Source organism: Bacillus cereus (assembly GCF_002567495.1).
Classification (GTDB): domain Bacteria; phylum Bacillota; class Bacilli; order Bacillales; family Bacillaceae_G; genus Bacillus_A; species Bacillus_A cereus_AQ.
In genome coordinates, this window is record NZ_NVAP01000035.1 from 19,306 (window position 1) to 40,075 (window position 20,770).

The following is a 20,770-nucleotide window of genomic DNA, read 5'->3' on the forward strand; positions in this document are numbered from 1 at the left end:
TAGAATAAAGAAACAAGAGTAGTTAAAGGGACCACTCTTGTTTCTTTTCCTTCTCTTCTTTTTCAATTTCCGATACAGATTTTGCTGGTTTTTTAATCATTTTATCTAATTCCCCAGAACAACCAAATTTATCCTCAAATTTATCTGTAGTACTTATACTTGCATCAAACCATAATTCCTTATCATTATTTATATATCCTTCTACAGAAGGAACTCCCATTGGACTTACATCATTTTTTGTAAATTTAATAGATTTTACATCTTTAATATTATAGTGAATATACTTTTCTACTCGTGCCTCTTGTACTTTCCAAAACTTTTCTTCTTTTTCTTTTTGTTTGAAGTATTCCATAGTAAAATATCCTCCTGCTATGAGCACTATAGCAGATATAACCAAAATCATTGCTTTCTTCATTGGAAATTCTCCTTATAAAAAACACTTACCAATGTATTCTTCTTAAAAATGGGATAGAAAAGAGTAGTGCAAAGACTACTTTTGGTTTTTTACTTTCTCTTCTTTTTCAATTTCAGATACCGATTTTTCAGGGTCTTTTATAAGTTTCCCCAGTTCTCCAGAACGTCCGAAATCATCTTCGAAATTTTCCGTAGTACTTATACCAGCATCAAACCATAATGCCTTATTATCATTTATATACCCTCTTATATGAGGAACTCCCATTGGACTTACCTTATGTTCTATAAATGTAATAGATTTTACATCTTTAATATTATAGTGAATATACTTTTCTACTCGTTCTTTTTGCCCGTTCCAAAACTTTTCTTCTTTTTCTTTTTGTTTTAAGTATTCCATAGTAAAATAACCTCCTGCTATGATCACCACAGCAGATACAATTAAAATCATTATTTTCTTCATAGAAAATCACCTTTCAAAAAATTACCAATGCACTCTTCTTAAAATAGGATACAGAAGACAATAATAGTCCAAAAACTACTCTTGTTTCTTTTCTTTCTCTTCTTTTTCAATTTCCGATACCGACTTTTCAGGATCTTTTATAAGTTTCCCTAATTTTCCAGAACGTGTGAAATCATCTTCGAAATTTTCTGTAGTACTTATACTAGCTATAAAATCTAATTCTTTATTATTATTTATATGACCTTCTAAATAAGGAACTCCCATAGGACTTACATCTTTTTTTGTAAACGTAATAGATTTTACATCTTGAATATTGTAATGAATATACTTTTCTACTCGTGCCTCTTGTGCCTTCCAAAACTTTTCTTCTTTTTCTTTTTGCTTTAAGTATTCCATAGTAAAATATCCTCCTGTTATAATACAAATAATGGATAAAATAATTACCAATTTCTTTTTCATTTAAAATCCCCTTGTATTTAAATATAGTTAAAATATACCATGAAATGAGTTGAGATATATGAATGCATTTAAAAAGAATCCAATTGCGACAGATGAGGATTATTTCAAATTATCAGATAAAGTTTATAATCCCAAAGTTTTAGAAATTGAAAAAGAAATAAAAGGTTCAAATAATAAAAAATGGGTAGTTATAGAGACATTTGATGCTGATAAAACAAAAGTAAAAAACGGATTGCAAGCAATCGCTGTAGTACCTGCAAATAAGTATAAACCTGGTAAAAAACAGTATGACGATGTAATCATTGCATTCCGTGGTACTGAATTTGATAGATTCGATGGAGATAAAACCACAGATATAGTTCAAATTACACTTGGACAGAAAAAGAACCTTGGTGTAGCAGGCGGAAAAGCTCCGACATCATTTGATAGTGCATTAGAATTTACAGAAAAAATTAAGAAAAAATATAATCCTACATCTATTCACACTACCGGACATAGTAAAGGTGCTGCGGAGGCTCAATATGTAGCAGCAGAAATGAATTGTTATGCAACAACATATGCTGCACCAAATATTTATAGATTACTAAGTGATAAAGCAAAAAAACGAGTAGATGAAGGCGTAATGGAAAATAAAGTAGTAGATTATACTCATAAAGAAGATGCTGTAGGAAATTTCAATCAATTTGGAGCACCTATGATTGGTAAACAATTTACAACGAAAAGTAATGGAACAGATAGTATTCTCGCGGCTGTATTTATGGGACAACATCCAATGTCAACATTTCTAGAAATGTTCCACAATAATGGTAGTGTTCGACTAGAATTAGAACCAGATGATATCATTCGTCATGCAAAGGAGATACAAAAAATAAGTGATATATTATCTGATATTGTTAGAAATATAGAAAGATTTCAACAACAAGAAGAGGAGGAAGTTACGAAATTAAAGAGTCAATTGAAGCATGAAACAGGCCCTGGAGGAAAATATCATTTGTTAGAAGAACATGAAGTAGATGAGGCAATTAGAGAGGTTGCAAAAATATCCCAAAACGGAAAAAATTATTTTCATGATGTACAACTAGCAGAAGAACTAATTCATCTTTTACGGAAAAAACAAAAAGAATTGATTCATTTTGGAGATGATATTGCTTATGCAGCTAATTCATTACGAGATAAAGATAATCAATTAGGGACAAATTTTGAAGGACTGGCGGCGAAATAATATGATGGATTTTATAGGGGAAATTCAAAAAATAGAGAAAGAAATAGAGAAAGCTACAGTTGGTGCAGTTGGAACTATTATAGATGAGTTGCAAGTTGTTAAAAAGCAATTAGAAAAAGAATTGCAACAATCACTTTTAAAAACTGATGTAGCATTCAAAACAAATAGCATAGTAGCAAGCCAAAAACATGCCATTCAAAAAAACAAAGAAGCATTTCATGATGTATGCAAAAGTTTATCTGAACAAGGAATTGAATTAAACAAAAGTTTTGAAAGCAAAACAGGTAGTGCAATAAAAGAAACATTAAATAAACATCTCAATCAAATTCGAAATGAAATGATTTCTAAACAATATGATTTAATTAATAGTTGTGGAAAAAAATAAAAAATTTCTATTATTATTTTAATCTATATGTATACAAAAAAATCCTCTTATGTAGGACTTTTTCTAATACACGAATAGATGCTATATTATCAGGCATCGCTCCTGCTTCAATTCTATGTAGCTTTAATTCCCTAAAAGCAAAGTCTACAACAAGTTGAAGAGCCTCTGTTGTATAGCCCTTTGCGTTATGCTCCTTATCTAAAGTAAATCCCGTATAACAGCTTTGGAGGTCTCCCCTAACAATTTGAGTTAATGAAATGTCTCCAATCAGTTTATCATTTTCTCTTAAAAAGATTCCAAAAGGGTATACTTGCCCTTCAGCTGTCTTTTTTAATGCTTGTTCAAGACGTATTTTTTGATGTTCTTCTGTATAAAAAACTTCTGGGAGCAATGGGCAAACTCGTTGAAAAAATTCGCGATTTCTAATATGTAAGTTAGCTAACTCGTCGGCATCAGCAGGTTTATAAAGCCGAATATAAATTTGCTGCCCTACTAGTTTCATAACATCCCTCCAACATTTTTTATGGCAAATTTATATGTCTAATGAGGCAAAAGTATACCGCATACTTTATACAGTTGGATATTTTCAGTAATCATTTTATACGAAAGAAAAGACACTCTATATGAGTGTCTTTTCCAATAGTTTTTAGCAGAAGCAAGAAGCTCCAACGATGATTAATAAAATGAATAACACAACTAATAAAGCGAAGCCTCCAGAAAAGCCACAACCGCCACAACTACCACCATAACCCATAATAGTTCCTCCTTTAGATAAGAGGGGAAAACTAAGGTTCACTCATGTATTTTAATGGATTCGTTTCATCTTATGTTTTTCCGCATTGATTGAGCAGGTCCTTTCGAAAACTATTTACATATTAATTATATTTTTTAAAAAACAAACTATTTAACTATATCAATAAATAGATAAATTAATATAATGTATTAATCCTAAAAGAAGGGAGGATTTGCCATGCAATTAGTTTGTTTTAAAATAGTAAGTGGTCAGTATTTCTTATTTGTAGAAGGTATTCAAATTCCTGTACCAATTCCAGCAGTTGCTGCAGCTTTATTAATTGGTTTAGGAGTAATTCCACTTTGTTCTTAATGTAAGGAATTCGGATCATTCCTATCTTTCAATTGGAAAAGCCTCAAGTATATGAATACTTGGGGCTTTCTTTATACTAAAGAAAAACACCTTACAGCGCCTAAAGATCTCCTGATTTAACTAATGCGGCCGTTACATCATCACCGAAAGTATTGAAACAGAATACTTGCTCATCTACCGTATCCATTACTGTAGCTTCACCTATCTCGCCACCTTGAAGTTTAATAAAATAGTTATGTTCTTCTAAAATTTCACTAAAATCTCGATTTGCCCATCTTTCAGTAATTGCTAATAGCTCTTCTTTGTTCTTGAAATGGTTTCCGTTTAGAATGCTTCTTACTTTCTCTGCATTCTTTTTAGACATAGGAATTGCTCCCTTTCCTTCACACGCTTTTACCTTTTGATGAGTCATGCTATGCATAGCTGAAATAACTTCTTCTTCAGTAGAAGTTATTGTAATGTGAAGTTGTGCATTTGAACCTTTCACTTCTGCTTCATTCGATAGTATGTCTTCTTTATCAACCTCTGCAAAAACATGATCCTCACTACCCATTGGGACTTCAGCAAACTGTAACATTCCATAAGTCATACCAGTTGCAAGTACTACTACACCTATAATAGATGCTAGCCAATACGTTAGCTTCTTGTCCATCTTCATTTCCCCTGTCTTCATTTAAATATCTTAACTAAAGAGTACCATATTTAATTCCTTTTTATTGAAGTGTCTCTAATTTTTACTATAAAAAAACGTATAAATCTTTTAATATAAATATAACAACTTCACAATCATGACTATGCCTATTCTCATAACAGGATCTATATACGATGTCACTAAATCATCTGGTGAACTATTAGTTATTAGTACGGCTTTGCATCCTTATTCTCAAAAAGGATGAATATTGTACATACCAATTCTTATGTATGAAGACATCAAAAACAAGTGTTACGAAAAAAATATAAAAAGACATCTTTGCTAGGGAAAGATGTCTTTTTTATAGAAACCTTAATGTTCGTTCTGTAAAACCCTCGCTGCCTTTACTCCCTTTTTTTCTTCTCTTAAAAACAACGAAACGATAAATGCAACAATGATAAAGACTAACCCTAGTGTAAATGCACCTTGGAATCCAAAAGTTAAACCGTTTAACTTCTCTACTGGATCCAGTGGATTTGTGGAGCTTTCCATATGCTTAGTTGTTCCTGAAGACATTTTCGAAATAAAGATAGCCGTACCAATTGCGCCAGCTACTTGTTGCAGTGTACTAAACAGTGCTGTTCCGTGCGGATATAAATCTGGTGTTAATTGATTTAAACCGTATGTTTGTGCTGTCATGACAAACATGAGTCCAACCATTAATACGCTATGCATGACAATAATTTGTACCATTGATGTATCAGGAGTAATGCCTTTAAATAAGAACATTGCAATCCCTACTAACAAAATGCCGGGAACGATAATAACTTTCGGACTAAATTTATCAAATAGTTTACCTGCAATTGGTCCCATTATGGCACTAATAATACTTCCTGGAAGCATTATAATTCCTGATTTAAAAGCTGTAACGAGTAAAACTGTTTGCAGGAACATCGGTAATAAGGTCATCGTTGAAAATAACGACATCATCACAATAACGATTAATCCAACTGATAATGTAAACATCGGAACTTTAAATGCGCGTAATTCTAAAATTGGATTCTCAATTTTTAATTGTCGAACGACAAAAATACATAATGAGATAAGCCCAACAATTAAAGCGCCATACACTTTCGTATCAGACCATCCTAAATCACCTGATGCACTAAAGCTATACACAAGTCCGCCAAATCCTAATGTCGATAAAAGGATAGATGGGTAATCTACTTTTGGCCTCGTTAACTCTGAAACATTTTGAATGTACTTCATTCCAATCATAATTGAAATGATCACGATAGGAATAACAATATAGAACAACCAGCGCCAATTTAATGAATCCACAATTACTCCAGATAATGTAGGACCAATTGCCGGAGCTGCCATCATCACAAGTGCGATTAATCCCATTGTCGCACCACGTTTTTCAGGCGGACAAATAATTAAAATCGTATTCATTAATAACGGTGAAATTAACCCTGTCGCTACAGCTTGGACGATACGTCCGATTAATAAAACAGAAAATGTCGGTGCAAATCCCGCAATTAATGTACCGATTAAAAACGTTACCATAGCAATCAAAAACATTTGTCTCGTGGTGAGCCATTGCTGAAGTAACGCTGTAATTGGGACTAAAACCCCAACCACTAACATGTAAGCTGTAGAAAGCCATTGAATCGTTGAAGCTGTTACGTCAAATTCTTTCATTAATACCGTTAACGCATTACCAAGTAATGTTTCATTTAATAATGCAACCATTGCCCCTAAAAGTAACGCAATTAAAATGGGGGTATGTTTCATATTAGAAGTAGCAACTTTGCCACTTGTAGGGCTTTTAGTTGTCATATTCATTTGCAGATTCTCCTCCTGTTTCTTACTTAAAAAACTTTAAATACACCAGAACACATGTAATATAATATACATATGTAGATTAAAAAGGGAGAATCAATTTTCAGACACTGTATATTTAATCTACAAAAAAGGAGAATTGTAGATGAATGATAATGAAAAACAACTTGATTTACGTATTAGACGTACACATAAATTACTGTGGGATTCCTTATTTGAATTAATGACGCAATCAAAACAGAAATATAGTACTATCACGATTAACCAAATATGTGACCGCGCGATGGTACACCGAACAACCTTTTATAAACACTTTGAAGATAAAGATGCTTTATTAACATTTGGATTTAAACGATACGGCAAGATGATTGCTGAAATACCGGTTTCAGATCGATTAAGTAAACCATTTCAAGTAATGGAACAATTTCTACATCATGAAGAAATCGGTAAAATATTAGAAACGCAAATGTCCGATGAACAATTTATTACCCGTACACATTATTTAAGTCACGAAACGAGAAAACAAGAAATAGAAGCATTAAATCAACTTTGCAAAAACCATACGATGCCAAATGATTTAATCATTGAGTTTTATTCAGGGGCAATCACCTCATTAAGCACATGGTGGTTTAAAAATAAAAGAAGCGTTTCTGCTGCTGAAATGGATAGGTATCTCCATCAACTTATTAATCGGGATATTTTTCAGTTTGAAAAGGAATAAGACTACACCTTTTCAATCATGCAATAAAGTGAAACTTTAATCAGTGGGGGGTTTTGTTCATCCCCCACTGATTATCAGCCCTCACCAATCGGACTTTTACGGACAGCCCGACCCCCACCTAACTTCTTTGTTTCCACTGAATTTTGAGGTGGGGGTCTTACTGCCCGTTAAAGCGGGATCAAATTGACCACAAAATAGGAATATGATATATTTTCCGTAGAATACTATATAAGTGTAACAGCGAATAAATTGGCATATAATAAAAAGAAGAGATGCGCTAACATCTCTTCCTTAACTGCTACCGTATAGGGTGGTGGTTATTATACGTTATTATTTTTTACGAAACCCACCCTTTTGCTTCCTACGGCGCGGAGTGGGTTTTTTGTTGTCCTTATCCAGAAGTTGCTTCCGCAAAAAATACGCTGAAACTTCACGCACATCGTACGTCTTGATTCTGTACTGTCTGTTCCGCTACCAGATACGTAAATGAACGTCATGTTTGGATTTAACTCCGCTAATGTTTTCGCGGCGGATAACATTAAATCAATGAAATAAAACGTCGATAAATTTAAGTTACAAATATTCAGAATTAATATTAAAATAAAAAATGAGGATAGGGGTATGGGATTATAAATTTTATACATAACGAGGGAATAAAAATGAAACTGCAATTAAAAGCGGATTTAGGGCTACTACTAGTTACATTCTTTTGGGGTGCATCCATCCTACTTACAAAGCTTGGACTTGATGGCATAGAAGAATATAATTTAATCGCATTACGATTTATTATCGCTTTTCTTTTATCAGGTTTAATATTTTACAAACATTTATTTAAGATCGATTTTAAAACTGTAAAATATGCATTTATACTCGCTTCTGTCTTATTTATCGTTTACATTTTTGCGACTTTCGGTACAAAGTATACGAGTGTTTCTAATGCTGGTTTCCTACTATGTCTCACAGTCATTTTCATTCCAATATTATCAGCTATATTTTTAAAACACATTCCGGAAAAGAAAGTTATAGTAGGAATCATTTTAACGATAATAGGAATCGGCTTATTAACATTAACTAGCGAATTCAAAATCGGTAACGGCGATATATTTTGCATACTGTCAGCCTTATTTTATGCCATTCACGTCATCATTACTGGAAGCGTAACGAAACATGTGAATTCCATTGCACTTGGAGTCATACAACTCGGTTTCGTCGGCCTATTTAGTCTTATTTTCTCATTCATTATAGAAACACCAAAACTTCCTAGCACGATCAACTCATGGCTAATCATATTAGCTTTAAGCATATTTTGCACCGCAGTCGCATTCATCGTGCAAGTAATTGCCCAGCAATACACGACACCTACCCATACAGGTCTTATTTTTTCATTAGAACCTGTCTTTTCCGCAGGCTTTGCTTTCGTCTTCACAGGTGAAACGCTGACAGGAAAAGGATACTTAGGGGCTACGCTTATATTATTGAGTGTGTTAATTGCTGAGTTGGATTTTAAGAGTTTGTTGAGGCCTAATTATAAGAAGAATATAGAGTAAACATTTCAATATAATCAATAAACATACCCCAGAAAAATATGAGTTTATATTATTTTCATTCTCTTCACTTAGATTTTCTTTTTAGATGCTATCTTCAAACAAGGTAGCATCTAAAAAATGTTAAAAGGAATTTTCTCCTTAGTGTCTTCTTATATTTTATGTAATCTGCGTATTTAACCTTTTCTACGTTCTTTAATTACTTACTGAATATAGTCATACAGATTTTTCGCTAACAATAAGCAAGTTACTGTAATGAAAAGAGCACGCACATACCCGCTTCCTTTTTTTATAGCGAATTTGGAGCCAACAATCCCTCCAGCAATTTGAGCAATCCCCATTATAAAACCATATGCATAGTTTACTTGCCCTACATACATAAACATCAACAATGCACCAACATTACTTCCTAAATTAAGAAGCTTCGCATTACCTGCTGCTTTTAAAAAATCATATCCAATAAATAAAAGAGAAAACATTAAAAACGAGCCTGTTCCAGGACCTAGAAATCCATCATAAAAACCAATAGCAAAAATAAAAAAGGTAAAAATAATGACGTGTCGACCAGACAATTTCTTATGAGTGGAAATACTACCCCAATCCTTTTTGAATATCGTATAAATAGCGACCGCACCAAGCATAATCAACATCAATGGCTTCAGTACTTCTGGATTCATTAAATGAACGGTCCATGCCCCTATTATGGAACCTATGAAAGTGAGCGGAACTAATTTAAACGCCGATTTCAAATCAAGATTACCAGAACGATAAAACACAATATTACTAGTTGCACACCCCATTGTCGACGCTAGTTTATTCGTAGCTACTGCACTTGCTGGATTCAGCCCTGTAAATAATAAAGCTGGTAAAGCAATGAGTCCACCACCACCTACAACTGAATCAATAAATGCAGCTAAAAATCCAAAAGCAATCAAAATAATTAATACGGATGGGTCTAAATAAAAATCCATATTGTTAACCTCCCCTTTAGTCACTATTCGAATAGTAACTAATAATTTGCTAAATGTAAACAGTTATTGTAACGTTGAAATATAAATGCAAACATCGGAGGACGAAAAAAGTGGACTACATAGTGCAACAGCTTAAAAAAATTGGTTTCAATGAATATGAAGCTAAATCTTATGTATCTCTTGTTAAACAAGGGCCTGTCACAGCCTACCAAGTGAGTAAGGATTCGGGTGTCCCAAGAGCGCGAATTTATGAGATTTTAGGTAACCTTGTAGAAAAAGGAATTGTCATGAAGGAAGAAATAAATGACACCACTCGCTATTCACCTCTACCTGTTGAAATCTTTTTACAGAAGGCGCAAACAGAATGGCAGTCTACTTATGAAGGAATCAGTGATTCATTAAAAACACTAGAAACTTCCGAGGAAAAAACGGATAATCGAGTGATTACTTTAAAAGACAATCAAACAATCATTAGCTATTGTCAGGCATTAATAAAAAAAGCAGAACGACGTATTGTCATTTCAATGTGGGATGAGATGTATGAAGCGTTAAAAGAAGATTTATCTGAAGTAGCTGATAAAGTTACAATACAAGGTATTACCCTACATGTTGAAAATCCCATTAAAAATCTAGAAGCCCATCGCATAACACCTTATACAGAAACCTTGTCTACAGAACATTGGTTTATTGTATCGATAGATTCTAAAGAGATGATTTATGGACCATCACTTGAAGAGCGTAATATTGCTTTTTATACAGATGACCCCGTTCATATATACTTATTAGAGGATTATGTATGGCATGATGTTTTAGTAAATCGACTTGTCCGACGTAGCCAAGATGACTTGCAACAATGGATTACTGCAGAGAGAAAATCTTTCTTTATGGGGAAATGAGGAACATATTCAAGAGCAAACCAAAAGATTTGCGTATTAAACCTAACAACTTCTCCGTACAAAAATAGCCGACTATTATATAGTAAATATTCGGCTATTTTTGTATAAATTTATACAGACGCTGCCATTACCCCAGCGATTAATGAGATAAACGCTTCTCCCACTCTTTCACCTTTTCAATTGTTACATCTAATTTTTTAGCTATTTCTTCTACACTCATTCCTTTAAAGAGCATTCCAGCTGCCGAAAGTGCTTTATCAATTTCTTCTTGCTTCTCTTGTTCATATAAACGACCTACTTTTGTCATCCGTAACCACTCCTTTACCTTTTTATATGCCTTCTGCTATTTTATCATCCAATCTCCACAAACCGCCCAAACTCCTTCAAAAACCTCAACTTAAAACTCCCCACAGGCCCATTCCGATGCTTCGCCACATGAATCTCCGTCATCTCTTTCTGCATCGTTTCCTTATCGTAATAATCCTCGCGATACATAAGCATAATGACATCCGCATCTTGCTCAATTTGTCCTGTTTCTCTTAAATCAGATAAAAGAGGGCGTTTATCTTGACGTGACTCTACAGAACGAGACAATTGCGATAACGCTACTACACAAACATTTAACTCACGTGCTAATAACTTAAGCTTACGAGAAATCTCACTAATCTCTTGAAATCGATTTCCCTTATGCTTCGGATCACCCGTAATCAGCTGCAAGTAATCTACAATAATTAAAATCTTTTTATCACCGTGCTTCCTCTTTAACTTACGCGTTTGCATCCAAATATCTTGCACCGTAACCCCTGCATTGTCATAAATCTCAAGTGGTAACTCACCAATCTCCGAAAACGCCTTACTCACCCTTTCCCAGTCTTCCATCGCAAAACGGTGCTTCGGATTTTTCAGCCTACCTCCTGACACTTCCCCTACGCAAGAAGCCATCCTTTTTAACAATTGTTTGCTACTCATCTCTAACGAAAACAATCCAACCGCCGCTCCAGACTTCGCCGCATGCAGTCCAACATTTAGCGCAAACGCAGTCTTCCCCATAGAAGGACGCGCACCAAGAACGACAAAATCACCTTCCTGCAATCCGCACGTCATTTTATTTAACGATGTATAACCAGTCTCAATACCTGTAATCTCTTTTACATCTTGATGAAGCTCTTCATATAAATCAACTAACGCATCCTTCAAATCAAACTCACATACAGAGTCTTTTTCCTCTAACTCACAAAGTGCTGTAATCGTCTCACCTATAATTTTCTCATTCTTCTCCGCAATAAGACGCTCCCCCATCTTGTGCCCTAGAACACCCGCCTGATACATTTTCCAGGCACCTCGAACAAGCCCCTCATAATATGAGAAGTTTCTAGTAGTAGGCACACCATCCATTAACCCTATAAAATACTCCATTCCCCCGATCCCCTCTAAAAACTTCGGATCTACCCTAGAAATGAACGTCACAAGATCAATCGGTTGCCCCTCTCCTTCCATCTTTCGCATTAACTGAAATATAGACTTATGTACTGACATAGAAAAATAATGCTCCGTCAAACGGCACTCCTTAATAAGCTCTCCATCAATTAATAGAGAACCTAACACCGTCTTCTCCGCCTCCACATTTTGAATACTCATGGCCGCCACCCGCGCTCCGCTAAAAAGCGCTGCAGTTCTTCCTCAGACGGCGCATTCTTCTCCCACTCCTCACACCTCGCCAAAAACTCCTCCGTCTCTCCCGTACTAACAGACGACTCCTTCTTCCTAAAGCTCACCGTATCCGCCTCAACCTCAGATAATTTCGTAAATCCTTTTCCGTGCCACCCTCTCAAAATCCCCTTCACATAAGCAACCGTCCGCTTATTATTCTCAAACGCAATTTGAAGAGCCTTCAGCACAAGCTCCTCCGATAAATCTTCCATCCACGCACTCAATTCCTCCACCGTATGCGGAGACAAACTACTAAAATGTTGCTCATAAAAAGAAAACACACGACTTCCCGTTTCTTCCTCTATAACCTCTTCTTCCGCCTCTGTCTCCTCACAAACTGGATCAACATCATCCACAGCCAAATCACTCGGCATACCGAAATGCGCTAAAAGCATCGGAACATTCATCTCTTCCTCAACGCACTTCTGAAGAAACATATGTACAAACTCCTTATTCTTCACACCCTTCAGCTCACGAAGTACACACTTCTCCACATTCATATTCGTCACAGGATTATAACGAAGCCAATTTAAAACGAATAACTCTCGCGTATCCACATCATACAGAATCTTCCCATAATCAACAAAGCGCTGCACAAGCTTATCAACAGTCTCCCGATTATAACCCGTCTCCATCTCAGCTAATCGCTTCGGAAAAGGAAAAATCCCACACTGCGTCGTCTTCGAACAAGTTAATAAGTAAACATAAAAATACCGCTCCTCCGGCGTCAAATCCAAAACAAAATCATCCTGCCAAAAATTCACCTGCACAGTACGATACACCGCCATCCTAATTCCTCCCGTCTCCGTTCAAAAATGAAATTTTCCTCTTTGTACTATATATAGGAAGGAGGGCTGGGTTTTTGGCGTGTTATTTCAAAATTTTTTTCGACTCCTACTACGGTGTTTGTTGGTGTTTTTGTTTTGTTATGTTTTTTCTTAGTGATTTATTACTTGGTAGGGGCTTCTAAGAGGCTTAGGAGGGGCTAGTTATCGGTTACTTCAATTAGAAACACTCGATCTAAAAAGCCACCTCGCTCTTCTGCTTTCTTTTTTCGGATGTTGTTGATTTCTTCTAGTGTTGTGCCTTCGTGTTCCGCTAGGGCGTTGATTAGTTCTAGGAGGTCGGATAGTTCTTCGAGTTTGTGTTCTTTTGTGTCTGCTTCTAGATATTCGGTTAGTTCTTCTTGTGTTTTTTTGCATAGTTCCTCTATGTATTCATCTTCGGGTAGGGTTCTTGTTGTGGGTGTTTTTCCGTTGGATTTTATTATTTGTGGGATTTTGTTTCGGATTAGTTTGTTATAGGTTGGCATGTGGGTTTTCCTCCGTTTGGTTTTTCTTCTATAAAAAGTTTGATTACTTTAGACATTGTACTTCACAAACTTGATTAATTATTTACTTATGTCCAATGATTTTATATCTTTTCTATCTTTAGTTCTTATAGATACCAATTACTCATTGATAAACCTAGTACAAGATATTTTGCATTTTTTAAGAAAGTGGCGCTCAAATAATGAGTGCTTCTTTCTTTAAAATTCAACTTTATATATTTCACTTCACTGTGTCGCACTTAAAGTCTACTAATCGCTCATATTCATTAAACACATTCTAAAAACTCCTTTTAAAGTAATGACTCCGATACCTCCTTTGAAAAAATTTTTACTTGCCGTATAAATTGACTAAGAGCATCTTCTAAGCAAGCTTCAAGAAAGTTTTCTTAGAAGATGCCTGGGGTGTTTCCTTTAACAACTCACCTATTTCCTTTAGGACACCATCAGTAAGATTATCTAATTGCTTTAGTCGATTACGATGGATTTACTTATCCGACTATTGCTCTTGATATAACCCTTTAGAGTAAGCAATCGGTTGAATCACTTCTCCGTAGCGATTATATAGCTTGTCATTCATTTTTAACCCTTCAGGATCCTGAAGGGTTAAATAGGATAAATTTATCGAAGAATTTCCACAATGCATAAGAAAAATGCCTACTCGTACACATGGACGGCGGATAACACCCAATTTCTTCTTTTACCGTTTCCATAAAAACCTTGTAAAGAATGGGGTTTTTGAATGCATAAACAACTTGGAATGATTCAATTGGATAGAATTTTTCCACTTTTATAAGCTCACATAAAGGTAACTTCAACAATAAACAATATACCGTTTGGAACCGTTTTTTTTAAGAATTCAGATAAGTAATTTCTTGATAATACATTCGAAATTTTTGTTTTAGCTGTTCACTCGTCTCAGTGCCCATGTCAATTTCAATAGTATAAATCGCAGCATATAAATTTAATCGATGTTCTGAAATTTTATTTTTCATTCTCAAGCAATGAATAAAAAAGTCAATAAGTATGAGATGATGAGCAACTTGTTTTAATTGTGGTTTATTTAATTCAAAGTCCAAAATTGCAGATCCTTCAAAATCTATAGTTCCCTCCCTCATCCAACCACCATACAAATCACTATCATTTGACTCTTCTAGATTTAAAAGACTAATAGCTAATTCATGCCCGATTCAAGTTAAATAATATAGAGGGCCTTTCGCAAAATTATCTTGTAAACGAATCGATTGAACAATCCCTTGATTTTTCAACTTTCGAAGAGAGTTATAAATATTTTTCTCACGAGATAAAGTATACTCCTCTTGTTCATAAACAATTATTGCTAATTGTTTATCAGTTGTACCTCGGTATAAGTATAAAGCTTGTATACACTCTACATTCTGATTATCCAATTAATATCCAAATATTAATGCCATAAACTAACCTCCATAACGATGTTTTAGGTAGAATATTGTTGGATTTCAGGCGGTCCCCTCCAAAAATTTGTTTAACCATTGCTACGATTTACTTGATTGATGTGTAATCATGAAAGAAATAGTTATTACTTAGTAACATAGATAGTCACTCTGATTTCTTTATATGTTACCTAAACCCTTTAGCCCCATTTACATAGAAATAAATTTAGATATCTATTCGTAAAATACAAAAAAAAGCACGTGATACAATCATTCAATAATAATTTCGTTAATTAAATTATTTTTATATTTTAATAAAATCTTTCTTAACTCATAAGGACACACCNNGGTGTGTCCTTATGAGTTAAAGTAGTAATATTCAATTAGTATACCTAATAATAAAACTGTATATTTCTTCTTAAAAAAGCAAGATATAACTTTGAAACAAAGTTATATCAAAAATATCCCACAAGCCCTAATTCTACAATGAATTCAAAAAATCCATTTTGAAAACAAATTGATCAAATGGATTCTTTCTTTTTAATTTAGTATTTAGTTTTTATAAAAAAGTTCGATAATTTTGTACTATGTAATTCTACAAATATACTCGTTTAATAGAAATCCCCCTTATTAAAGAGCAATTAAGAGCCATCTTTACGATTCAGGATCATAGCTAAAACTAGGGTAACTAAAAGGGATTTGCTCATTTGAGTTAGGCATATTTAATTTGGATGTCTCAACTATTATAGAATGTAAACACTCCAAACATGTAATTTGGTCAGGATGTATTTCAAAACTAGCTAACCCCAATTCTTGCCATTGGGACTCCACCGCTTTTTTAACTCTATTTAAAACTCTCCTTTCAACCCGATGCATATTTTCCTTTATTCCTTTAGTTTTGCATTTACAACATTCTGCCCATTCATACTGCTTTATACCTTTTAAACATTCAGCCCTATATTCAAATTCTATATCGTTTGAAATAATAAAAGCATCCTCATTATGTCTATCTTCAGGAACTATCATAATTTGTTCTTCATCATAGAAACTAGAACTTTCTTTTTTTATAGTAATCTCATTACTATGCACAGTTAAGTATTTTATTCGATAATGTTCAAACGGGTCTTCCACTACTTCTCCACAGTCAATACATGTATTTTGATTCAATTTATCTTGAATGGCTTTAGAAAAAACAAACATCTTATCAAATTCGCTCATGAATTCCCTTATAACATTTTTATCGGTTATTCGAATCATATGCTCCCAATTATTACAATTAGCATTGTAAGATAAATTGTAAGTACCAGTCCATAAAACATCATCTGTAATAATAAACTTGTGGTGCATTTGACTATAAGCATTACCCAGAGATGCACAATTTTCTTTAATAAATTCCTTATCCTTTATTAGTGGCGTAATTTTTTTTTTAATACGCGTTTTTTCTAAATCAACTGTATAGTTATAGACGATTCTTCTATCAAAAACTTTGGATTCTTCTATCAAAAGCTTTTGATTCCTCTATCACTTGAGCGATTTCGGGGTCCGTCAATGAATATATCGATATTAACATTCTTTTCCTTGCATATTTTATGTCAGTAATAATTCTTTCTCTAATTTCTCCTTTTTTCCCCGGTCGTGAAAAAAATACTTCCATTTAATCACCTCGTAAAAATTATTAATAAATTCGCCTCTCCCTATAATCTTACCTTCATTTAAATAATATATCCCATGGAAATAAAGATAAAATTCTCTTTCAAGAATTGCACCCTTTACTTAAATAGAAAAAATCAAATTTAGTTTACTAAATTGAAATAGCTAGTTTTGTCTCCACAGATTAATGGTATTAGAATTAATCTTATCCTCCGTAACATATATAAAATCTATTATTTTGGTTTTATCTTTTATCTTTTCATAATCAAGAACTACAGTATTGTTTCCTTGATTAAGTCGAACACTAGGGTAACGTATAGCTTCAAATCCCACAGACTTTGCTACATCCGCTACAAACCTTGTAAAAACATAATGTGGTTTATACCAACCCTCTCCTTCATCTGGGGAACTTAGTAATGAGGATAGCTTTATCGCTTGAATGATGCTATTTCCCTCCAAACCTTTATCCAATAAGTCCAGTATTTTCAGATGTTCTGGAATTTTAACTTTTGCTAGCATAATTCCCTCTTTAGGGGCTCTCATTTCAAAATAACAAGTTGGTTCATCCTCTGCTAAATAAAGAACCTTTCTACCTGCATGGTTGTATCTACCTTCTTTTATATCTTTCTTATTTGGAGATAAGAAGTCGCCTTCATTATAAATTGTTCCTTTTTTGTACACTCGTGCTCGAAATAGAGGGCGGCTAAGTTTTGAAGTTGTAATTGTCTTTGATAAAGCTTTTATTTCGTTATAAACTTCCTTAGCAAAGGGATGACTTAATAATAGAAAAGGAGTCTCATCCGCGAGTATAGCAATTTCATCAATATACTCTTCAAAATTATCTGGGACATCAAAACTCATATCATATGGCCATATATTACCAGACACTCTACCACCACAATTTGGACATTTTATGTCTTTAAATAGGTCAATAAATTCTTCTTTTGAGAAAAATTCTCCTAAACGACTACCCTCATAAAATACATCGAGTTGTATGGAATTTCTTTGAAAATCCTCATCCCAGCTATAAATGCCTGGCCATTTCTTTATAAAATCCTCAACGCAACTGTCACAATAAAAAATACTTGAATCAAACCAAGACTCCAAATCACGATAGAAAAGTTCATTTAAAGCGTCAAACAGATCATCTCTTGTTAATCCTTCTCTCCAATTATCCATTTTCTTAATCCCCCTCATTTTTTTATCCAATATTTAGAACTATCTAACTTAATATTCTATCATAACCTCCAATTTAAATAATCTAAAAGATATAACAGCTTGATTTATTAGGTACTAAAAAGGTCAATAACATTAATCTGTATTCAATTCATTTAGAAAACCATTGCATTCTAATGAAGATTCTTTTGCATACCCCACTCAGTATATTCAGGAGACATTTTTGGATTAAAAATTAATTTTAACATTTATATGTTATGTGTTTTTTTGTACCTATGTAATATTATTAAAATGCGCTTCTCCTTTAATTGTTAATAAGAAATAATACCGCGTTAAACAGGACTTCGATCAATCTTTTTTAAAATTATCAATCCTTACTTCAAATCAGTAATAGCATAATCAAGGAGTCCCCTATATTGAATTTATACACTGAGCTTGTTATTTCATCACTTTGTCTTTACTCAAAAAAATTTTTTATTAGTTATCTAATTTTTCATACAATATATAGTTCATACTAAGAATCTTTATTTCTTAAGTTTGATTGTTCACAAAAGTGTACCTTTACGAAAAACGCAAATTCCTCTCCTTTTTTAGAAAAAAGACGTTCAAAAAGAGTGAATTAGTCATTTTTGAACGTCCTTTTATTGACACCACTTTTTGGAACGTCTTTGATATAATATTTATAGATTAAAATAGGAATGAGTAGAATGGAGAGAAGAAAATTTTGATACGTACGTGTCAGTAGCAAAGATCAAAATGAAGGACGCCAATTCGAAGCCATGAGAAAGTTAGGAATTGAAGAACGCGACATATTTATTGATAAACAAAGTGGGAAAGATTTTAACCGCGATCAATATCAGTTACTGAAACGTATGCTGTGCAAAGGGGACATACTATATATTCATTCCTTGGACCACTTCGGCCGTAATAAAGAAGCTATTTTAATTGAATGGAGAGAAATTATTAAAAACATTGAAGCGAATATTGTAGTACTCGAAATGCCTCTATTAGATACAACTAAATATCAAGATAGCATAGGAAACCTAGTAACAGACCTTACACTCCAGCTGCTCTCTTGGTGAGCTGAAGAAGAACAAAATATAATATAACAAAGACAACGAGAAGGTATTGAACTGGCTAAAAAAGAAGGGAAACACTTAGGGAGAACTAGAACGGAGATTACAGAAAAGTTTGTTGAAGCTTATCAAACATGGAAAAAAGGAAAAATCACAGCCGTCCAAGCAATGGGACGTGCTAAATTGAAGAAAACAACATTTTATTATTCTGTTGAACGGTATCAAGAAATTATAGGGGAAAATTCTTTTCTTCTTCATTTTGGTTAATACTAATTATTATTAATTTTATTAATGTAATTATATATCAATATTATTATTAATATTTAGCTTTACCTATTGAAATTCAATAAAAAAGAATTTAGTATTTAAAAGTTTACTTACACCAATTTGACACGACTGAAGATGTATGAAGATTTATATTCAGTTCAATATACAGCTTTTAAATACAGTTTTATTAAAATAATATTAATAACCCTTTATAAACGCACAGATAGGAAAGAGCGTAATTTGAAAAAAGCTTAATTAAAATACGCTCTTTACATATTCTATTGCATCAATCTTGTATAAAAAAGATTGATTATTTTTTGTTCCTCTTGTTCAACTAAAGCTACCCATTGGCTTAAGAAAAAATTCTATCTTTGAATGATTATACCTGATTTTCATCTATTTTCATTTAACTATGCTGTCCCGTTATTCTTTAAACAACCCCAATAGTTCATCGATTTGCTCAACTATAATACTATCATCTTTAAACTCTTCTTTCATTTGTAACGCCATTTCGTTATAGATCAGATATATCTCCACACTATATTCCTTTCTGAAAGTATCTAATAAATTATAGCAATAGAAACAAGGTTCATATTTGGTATATATAGAAAGCGTTCCATTCTTTAATTCAAAAATATTTTTATCCTTAATTTCTTTCAAAAGGTAGGCTACTATCTTTCTCTCGGCACAACTTTTATCCGCAAATCCCCTTGCTAGTTTAGTCGGAGTATAAAATTGAAGATTTTTCACATGCAATCGTTGATGCGGAGCATGTTCTTCTATTTCATCCCCTATCGCTACTTTTACTCTATTATCTTGTATTATTTTAATAGATTCACTAGAAAAATCAATATTGTTACTACTGATTGCAAAGTATGGATCTTCCTCAATTCCTTTGACATCAAATAAGTGAGCAATAGCAAAATTAGCACCTTTAGCAGCATGCTTCATTAGTGATTTTAATTCAGGAAGTTTCATAAATATTTCTTCTATTATGCTAATAAAAACTGAAAGTGACAATGTATTTAACTCTTCAAATACTGGGGGATCATCATTTTTAATAGCTATATCATTTAAACTAATTTTTGCTTCACTCAAAATTTTCTTATCTGTATCTGTCGCATTACTCTCATATTGTCGTTCAATCTCCTCAATATATTTTCTTAATAATTCAACAATAACCTTAGACACTACCACCACTCCTCTTTTTTTAATATTTCCCTAGGGTGATTTTTTATAAATAAGTTTGGTCACTTTCTACCTGTATTGTTACGCAACTACGCCCCGTTGTTGAATATCTGAAAAGTGACAATAATATTATTTAATTTTAAAACCTAAAGTACACCTAACCCCTTTCTGATTTTAAGATGAGATTAGATTTTAATAAATAATTCATTTAAAAATATAACAATAACGTCGTTTAAATTTAAGTCTTATTGCATAATTTTCTAAACATCTGGTGAAAGATTATTTTATTTGCCTAGAAATTATAATAAACT

Annotated in this window: 23 protein-coding genes and 1 pseudogene; 7 read left to right on the forward strand and 17 right to left on the reverse strand. The window is 33.3% G+C overall.

Features of this window, described 5'->3' with window-relative positions; translation table 11 throughout:
• Window positions 1-22: 22 nt before the first annotated feature.
• From COK05_RS15895 to COK05_RS15905, 3 genes are all read right to left on the reverse strand, one after another.
• Window positions 23-415, reverse strand: a complete 393-nt coding sequence (locus tag COK05_RS15895; RefSeq protein ID WP_098613343.1) for a DUF1433 domain-containing protein — start codon at window positions 413-415, stop codon at window positions 23-25.
• Between the two features lie 75 nt (window positions 416-490).
• A complete protein-coding gene (locus tag COK05_RS15900) occupies window positions 491-874 on the reverse strand; it encodes a DUF1433 domain-containing protein (RefSeq protein ID WP_098613344.1) in 384 nt (127 codons plus the stop codon).
• 75 nt (window positions 875-949) lie between these two features.
• Window positions 950-1,333 carry a DUF1433 domain-containing protein gene (locus tag COK05_RS15905; protein WP_098613345.1) on the reverse strand — a complete coding sequence of 128 codons (384 nt, stop codon included), beginning with the start codon at window positions 1,331-1,333 and terminating at the stop codon, window positions 950-952.
• A 58-nt stretch (window positions 1,334-1,391) separates the two neighbouring features.
• On the opposite strand from COK05_RS15905, the gene COK05_RS15910 reads away from it, so the two are divergent.
• Together COK05_RS15910 and COK05_RS15915 are read left to right on the forward strand one after the other, a co-directional pair.
• On the forward strand, window positions 1,392-2,555 hold the full coding sequence (locus tag COK05_RS15910) for a hypothetical protein (protein WP_098613346.1): 1,164 nt from the start codon (window positions 1,392-1,394) through the stop codon (window positions 2,553-2,555).
• A 1-nt stretch (window position 2,556) separates the two neighbouring features.
• The gene (locus COK05_RS15915) at window positions 2,557-2,940 is read left to right on the forward strand and encodes a hypothetical protein (RefSeq protein WP_098613347.1); all 384 of its coding nucleotides are present in this window, start codon (window positions 2,557-2,559) and stop codon (window positions 2,938-2,940) included.
• 13 nt (window positions 2,941-2,953) lie between these two features.
• Here the strand turns inward: COK05_RS15915 and COK05_RS15920 are convergent, their stop codons facing one another.
• Together COK05_RS15920 and COK05_RS15925 are read right to left on the reverse strand one after the other, a co-directional pair.
• Complete coding sequence (locus COK05_RS15920; RefSeq protein WP_098613348.1) at window positions 2,954-3,442, reverse strand: GNAT family N-acetyltransferase; 489 nt, start codon at window positions 3,440-3,442, stop codon at window positions 2,954-2,956.
• Window positions 3,443-3,586: 144 nt separating this feature from the next.
• On the reverse strand, window positions 3,587-3,694 hold the full coding sequence (locus tag COK05_RS15925) for a YjcZ family sporulation protein (RefSeq protein WP_000540375.1): 108 nt from the start codon (window positions 3,692-3,694) through the stop codon (window positions 3,587-3,589).
• A 216-nt stretch (window positions 3,695-3,910) separates the two neighbouring features.
• On the opposite strand from COK05_RS15925, the gene COK05_RS31795 reads away from it, so the two are divergent.
• Complete coding sequence (locus COK05_RS31795; protein ID WP_001177693.1) at window positions 3,911-4,045, forward strand: hypothetical protein; 135 nt, start codon at window positions 3,911-3,913, stop codon at window positions 4,043-4,045.
• A gap of 100 nt (window positions 4,046-4,145) precedes the next feature.
• Here the strand turns inward: COK05_RS31795 and COK05_RS15930 are convergent, their stop codons facing one another.
• Together COK05_RS15930 and COK05_RS15935 are read right to left on the reverse strand one after the other, a co-directional pair.
• On the reverse strand, window positions 4,146-4,697 hold the full coding sequence (locus tag COK05_RS15930; protein ID WP_098613349.1) for a PRK06770 family protein: 552 nt from the start codon (window positions 4,695-4,697) through the stop codon (window positions 4,146-4,148).
• Window positions 4,698-5,048: 351 nt separating this feature from the next.
• A complete protein-coding gene (locus COK05_RS15935) occupies window positions 5,049-6,524 on the reverse strand; it encodes an MDR family MFS transporter (RefSeq protein WP_098613350.1) in 1,476 nt (491 codons plus the stop codon).
• A gap of 142 nt (window positions 6,525-6,666) precedes the next feature.
• On the opposite strand from COK05_RS15935, the gene COK05_RS15940 reads away from it, so the two are divergent.
• Both COK05_RS15940 and COK05_RS15955 read left to right on the forward strand, forming a co-directional pair.
• Window positions 6,667-7,242 carry a TetR/AcrR family transcriptional regulator gene (locus tag COK05_RS15940; protein ID WP_098613351.1) on the forward strand — a complete coding sequence of 192 codons (576 nt, stop codon included), beginning with the start codon at window positions 6,667-6,669 and terminating at the stop codon, window positions 7,240-7,242.
• Between the two features lie 659 nt (window positions 7,243-7,901).
• Entirely contained in the window at window positions 7,902-8,789 is an 888-nt protein-coding gene (locus COK05_RS15955) for a DMT family transporter (protein WP_097888607.1), read from the forward strand.
• Between the two features lie 200 nt (window positions 8,790-8,989).
• Here COK05_RS15955 and COK05_RS15960 read toward each other — a convergent pair whose 3' ends face one another.
• The gene (locus tag COK05_RS15960) at window positions 8,990-9,757 is read right to left on the reverse strand and encodes a TSUP family transporter (protein ID WP_029441757.1); all 768 of its coding nucleotides are present in this window, start codon (window positions 9,755-9,757) and stop codon (window positions 8,990-8,992) included.
• A 110-nt stretch (window positions 9,758-9,867) separates the two neighbouring features.
• On the opposite strand from COK05_RS15960, the gene COK05_RS15965 reads away from it, so the two are divergent.
• Entirely contained in the window at window positions 9,868-10,653 is a 786-nt protein-coding gene (locus COK05_RS15965) for a TrmB family transcriptional regulator (protein WP_098613352.1), read from the forward strand.
• A gap of 139 nt (window positions 10,654-10,792) precedes the next feature.
• Here the strand turns inward: COK05_RS15965 and COK05_RS31360 are convergent, their stop codons facing one another.
• The 8 genes from COK05_RS31360 to COK05_RS16005 form a co-directional block, all read right to left on the reverse strand.
• Complete coding sequence (locus COK05_RS31360; RefSeq protein ID WP_000169783.1) at window positions 10,793-10,960, reverse strand: hypothetical protein; 168 nt, start codon at window positions 10,958-10,960, stop codon at window positions 10,793-10,795.
• 44 nt (window positions 10,961-11,004) lie between these two features.
• Window positions 11,005-12,291 carry a replicative DNA helicase gene (dnaB, locus tag COK05_RS15975; RefSeq protein ID WP_141539120.1) on the reverse strand — a complete coding sequence of 429 codons (1,287 nt, stop codon included), beginning with the start codon at window positions 12,289-12,291 and terminating at the stop codon, window positions 11,005-11,007.
• Window positions 12,288-13,151, reverse strand: a complete 864-nt coding sequence (locus COK05_RS15980; protein WP_098613354.1) for a DnaD domain-containing protein — start codon at window positions 13,149-13,151, stop codon at window positions 12,288-12,290. Before COK05_RS15980 ends, dnaB begins: the two co-directional genes overlap by 4 nt.
• Before the next feature lie 197 nt (window positions 13,152-13,348).
• Window positions 13,349-13,675 carry a nucleoside triphosphate pyrophosphohydrolase gene (locus COK05_RS15985; protein WP_098613355.1) on the reverse strand — a complete coding sequence of 109 codons (327 nt, stop codon included), beginning with the start codon at window positions 13,673-13,675 and terminating at the stop codon, window positions 13,349-13,351.
• Window positions 13,676-14,541: 866 nt separating this feature from the next.
• A complete protein-coding gene (locus tag COK05_RS15990; protein ID WP_098613356.1) occupies window positions 14,542-14,808 on the reverse strand; it encodes a hypothetical protein in 267 nt (88 codons plus the stop codon).
• A 72-nt stretch (window positions 14,809-14,880) separates the two neighbouring features.
• Window positions 14,881-15,099 carry a hypothetical protein gene (locus tag COK05_RS15995; protein WP_098613357.1) on the reverse strand — a complete coding sequence of 73 codons (219 nt, stop codon included), beginning with the start codon at window positions 15,097-15,099 and terminating at the stop codon, window positions 14,881-14,883.
• Between the two features lie 657 nt (window positions 15,100-15,756).
• A complete protein-coding gene (locus tag COK05_RS16000; RefSeq protein WP_098613358.1) occupies window positions 15,757-16,605 on the reverse strand; it encodes a phospholipase D-like domain-containing protein in 849 nt (282 codons plus the stop codon).
• Window positions 16,606-16,917: 312 nt separating this feature from the next.
• A complete protein-coding gene (locus COK05_RS16005) occupies window positions 16,918-17,931 on the reverse strand; it encodes an RES family NAD+ phosphorylase (RefSeq protein WP_176539448.1) in 1,014 nt (337 codons plus the stop codon).
• Window positions 17,932-18,635: 704 nt separating this feature from the next.
• On the opposite strand from COK05_RS16005, the pseudogene COK05_RS16010 reads away from it, so the two are divergent.
• Window positions 18,636-19,271, forward strand: a pseudogene (locus COK05_RS16010) (recombinase family protein).
• Window positions 19,272-19,694: 423 nt separating this feature from the next.
• On the opposite strand, the gene COK05_RS16015 reads toward COK05_RS16010, so the two are convergent.
• The gene (locus tag COK05_RS16015) at window positions 19,695-20,462 is read right to left on the reverse strand and encodes a deaminase domain-containing protein (protein WP_098613360.1); all 768 of its coding nucleotides are present in this window, start codon (window positions 20,460-20,462) and stop codon (window positions 19,695-19,697) included.
• Window positions 20,463-20,770: the final 308 nt, after the last annotated feature.

What these genes read in the sequence shown, in the direction of transcription:
- COK05_RS15985 (WP_098613355.1), bottom strand. Translation starts at nt 13,675, where the DNA reads ATGCCAACCTATAACAAACTAATCCGAAACAAAATCCCACAAATAATA.
- COK05_RS15990 (WP_098613356.1), bottom strand. Translation starts at nt 14,808, where the DNA reads ATGAGGGAGGGAACTATAGATTTTGAAGGATCTGCAATTTTGGACTTT.
- COK05_RS15905 (WP_098613345.1), bottom strand. Translation starts at nt 1,333, where the DNA reads ATGAAAAAGAAATTGGTAATTATTTTATCCATTATTTGTATTATAACA.
- COK05_RS31360 (WP_000169783.1), bottom strand. Translation starts at nt 10,960, where the DNA reads ATGACAAAAGTAGGTCGTTTATATGAACAAGAGAAGCAAGAAGAAATT.
- dnaB (WP_141539120.1), bottom strand. Translation starts at nt 12,291, where the DNA reads ATGAGTATTCAAAATGTGGAGGCGGAGAAGACGGTGTTAGGTTCTCTA.
- COK05_RS15920 (WP_098613348.1), bottom strand. Translation starts at nt 3,442, where the DNA reads ATGAAACTAGTAGGGCAGCAAATTTATATTCGGCTTTATAAACCTGCT.
- COK05_RS15900 (WP_098613344.1), bottom strand. Translation starts at nt 874, where the DNA reads ATGAAGAAAATAATGATTTTAATTGTATCTGCTGTGGTGATCATAGCA.
- COK05_RS15930 (WP_098613349.1), bottom strand. Translation starts at nt 4,697, where the DNA reads ATGGACAAGAAGCTAACGTATTGGCTAGCATCTATTATAGGTGTAGTA.
- COK05_RS15960 (WP_029441757.1), bottom strand. Translation starts at nt 9,757, where the DNA reads ATGGATTTTTATTTAGACCCATCCGTATTAATTATTTTGATTGCTTTT.
- COK05_RS15935 (WP_098613350.1), bottom strand. Translation starts at nt 6,524, where the DNA reads ATGAATATGACAACTAAAAGCCCTACAAGTGGCAAAGTTGCTACTTCT.
- COK05_RS31795 (WP_001177693.1), top strand. Translation starts at nt 3,911, where the DNA reads ATGCAATTAGTTTGTTTTAAAATAGTAAGTGGTCAGTATTTCTTATTT.
- COK05_RS15915 (WP_098613347.1), top strand. Translation starts at nt 2,557, where the DNA reads ATGATGGATTTTATAGGGGAAATTCAAAAAATAGAGAAAGAAATAGAG.
- COK05_RS15955 (WP_097888607.1), top strand. Translation starts at nt 7,902, where the DNA reads ATGAAACTGCAATTAAAAGCGGATTTAGGGCTACTACTAGTTACATTC.
- COK05_RS15910 (WP_098613346.1), top strand. Translation starts at nt 1,392, where the DNA reads ATGAATGCATTTAAAAAGAATCCAATTGCGACAGATGAGGATTATTTC.
- COK05_RS16005 (WP_176539448.1), bottom strand. Translation starts at nt 17,931, where the DNA reads ATGGATAATTGGAGAGAAGGATTAACAAGAGATGATCTGTTTGACGCT.
- COK05_RS15925 (WP_000540375.1), bottom strand. Translation starts at nt 3,694, where the DNA reads ATGGGTTATGGTGGTAGTTGTGGCGGTTGTGGCTTTTCTGGAGGCTTC.
- COK05_RS15980 (WP_098613354.1), bottom strand. Translation starts at nt 13,151, where the DNA reads ATGGCGGTGTATCGTACTGTGCAGGTGAATTTTTGGCAGGATGATTTT.
- COK05_RS15895 (WP_098613343.1), bottom strand. Translation starts at nt 415, where the DNA reads ATGAAGAAAGCAATGATTTTGGTTATATCTGCTATAGTGCTCATAGCA.
- COK05_RS15940 (WP_098613351.1), top strand. Translation starts at nt 6,667, where the DNA reads ATGAATGATAATGAAAAACAACTTGATTTACGTATTAGACGTACACAT.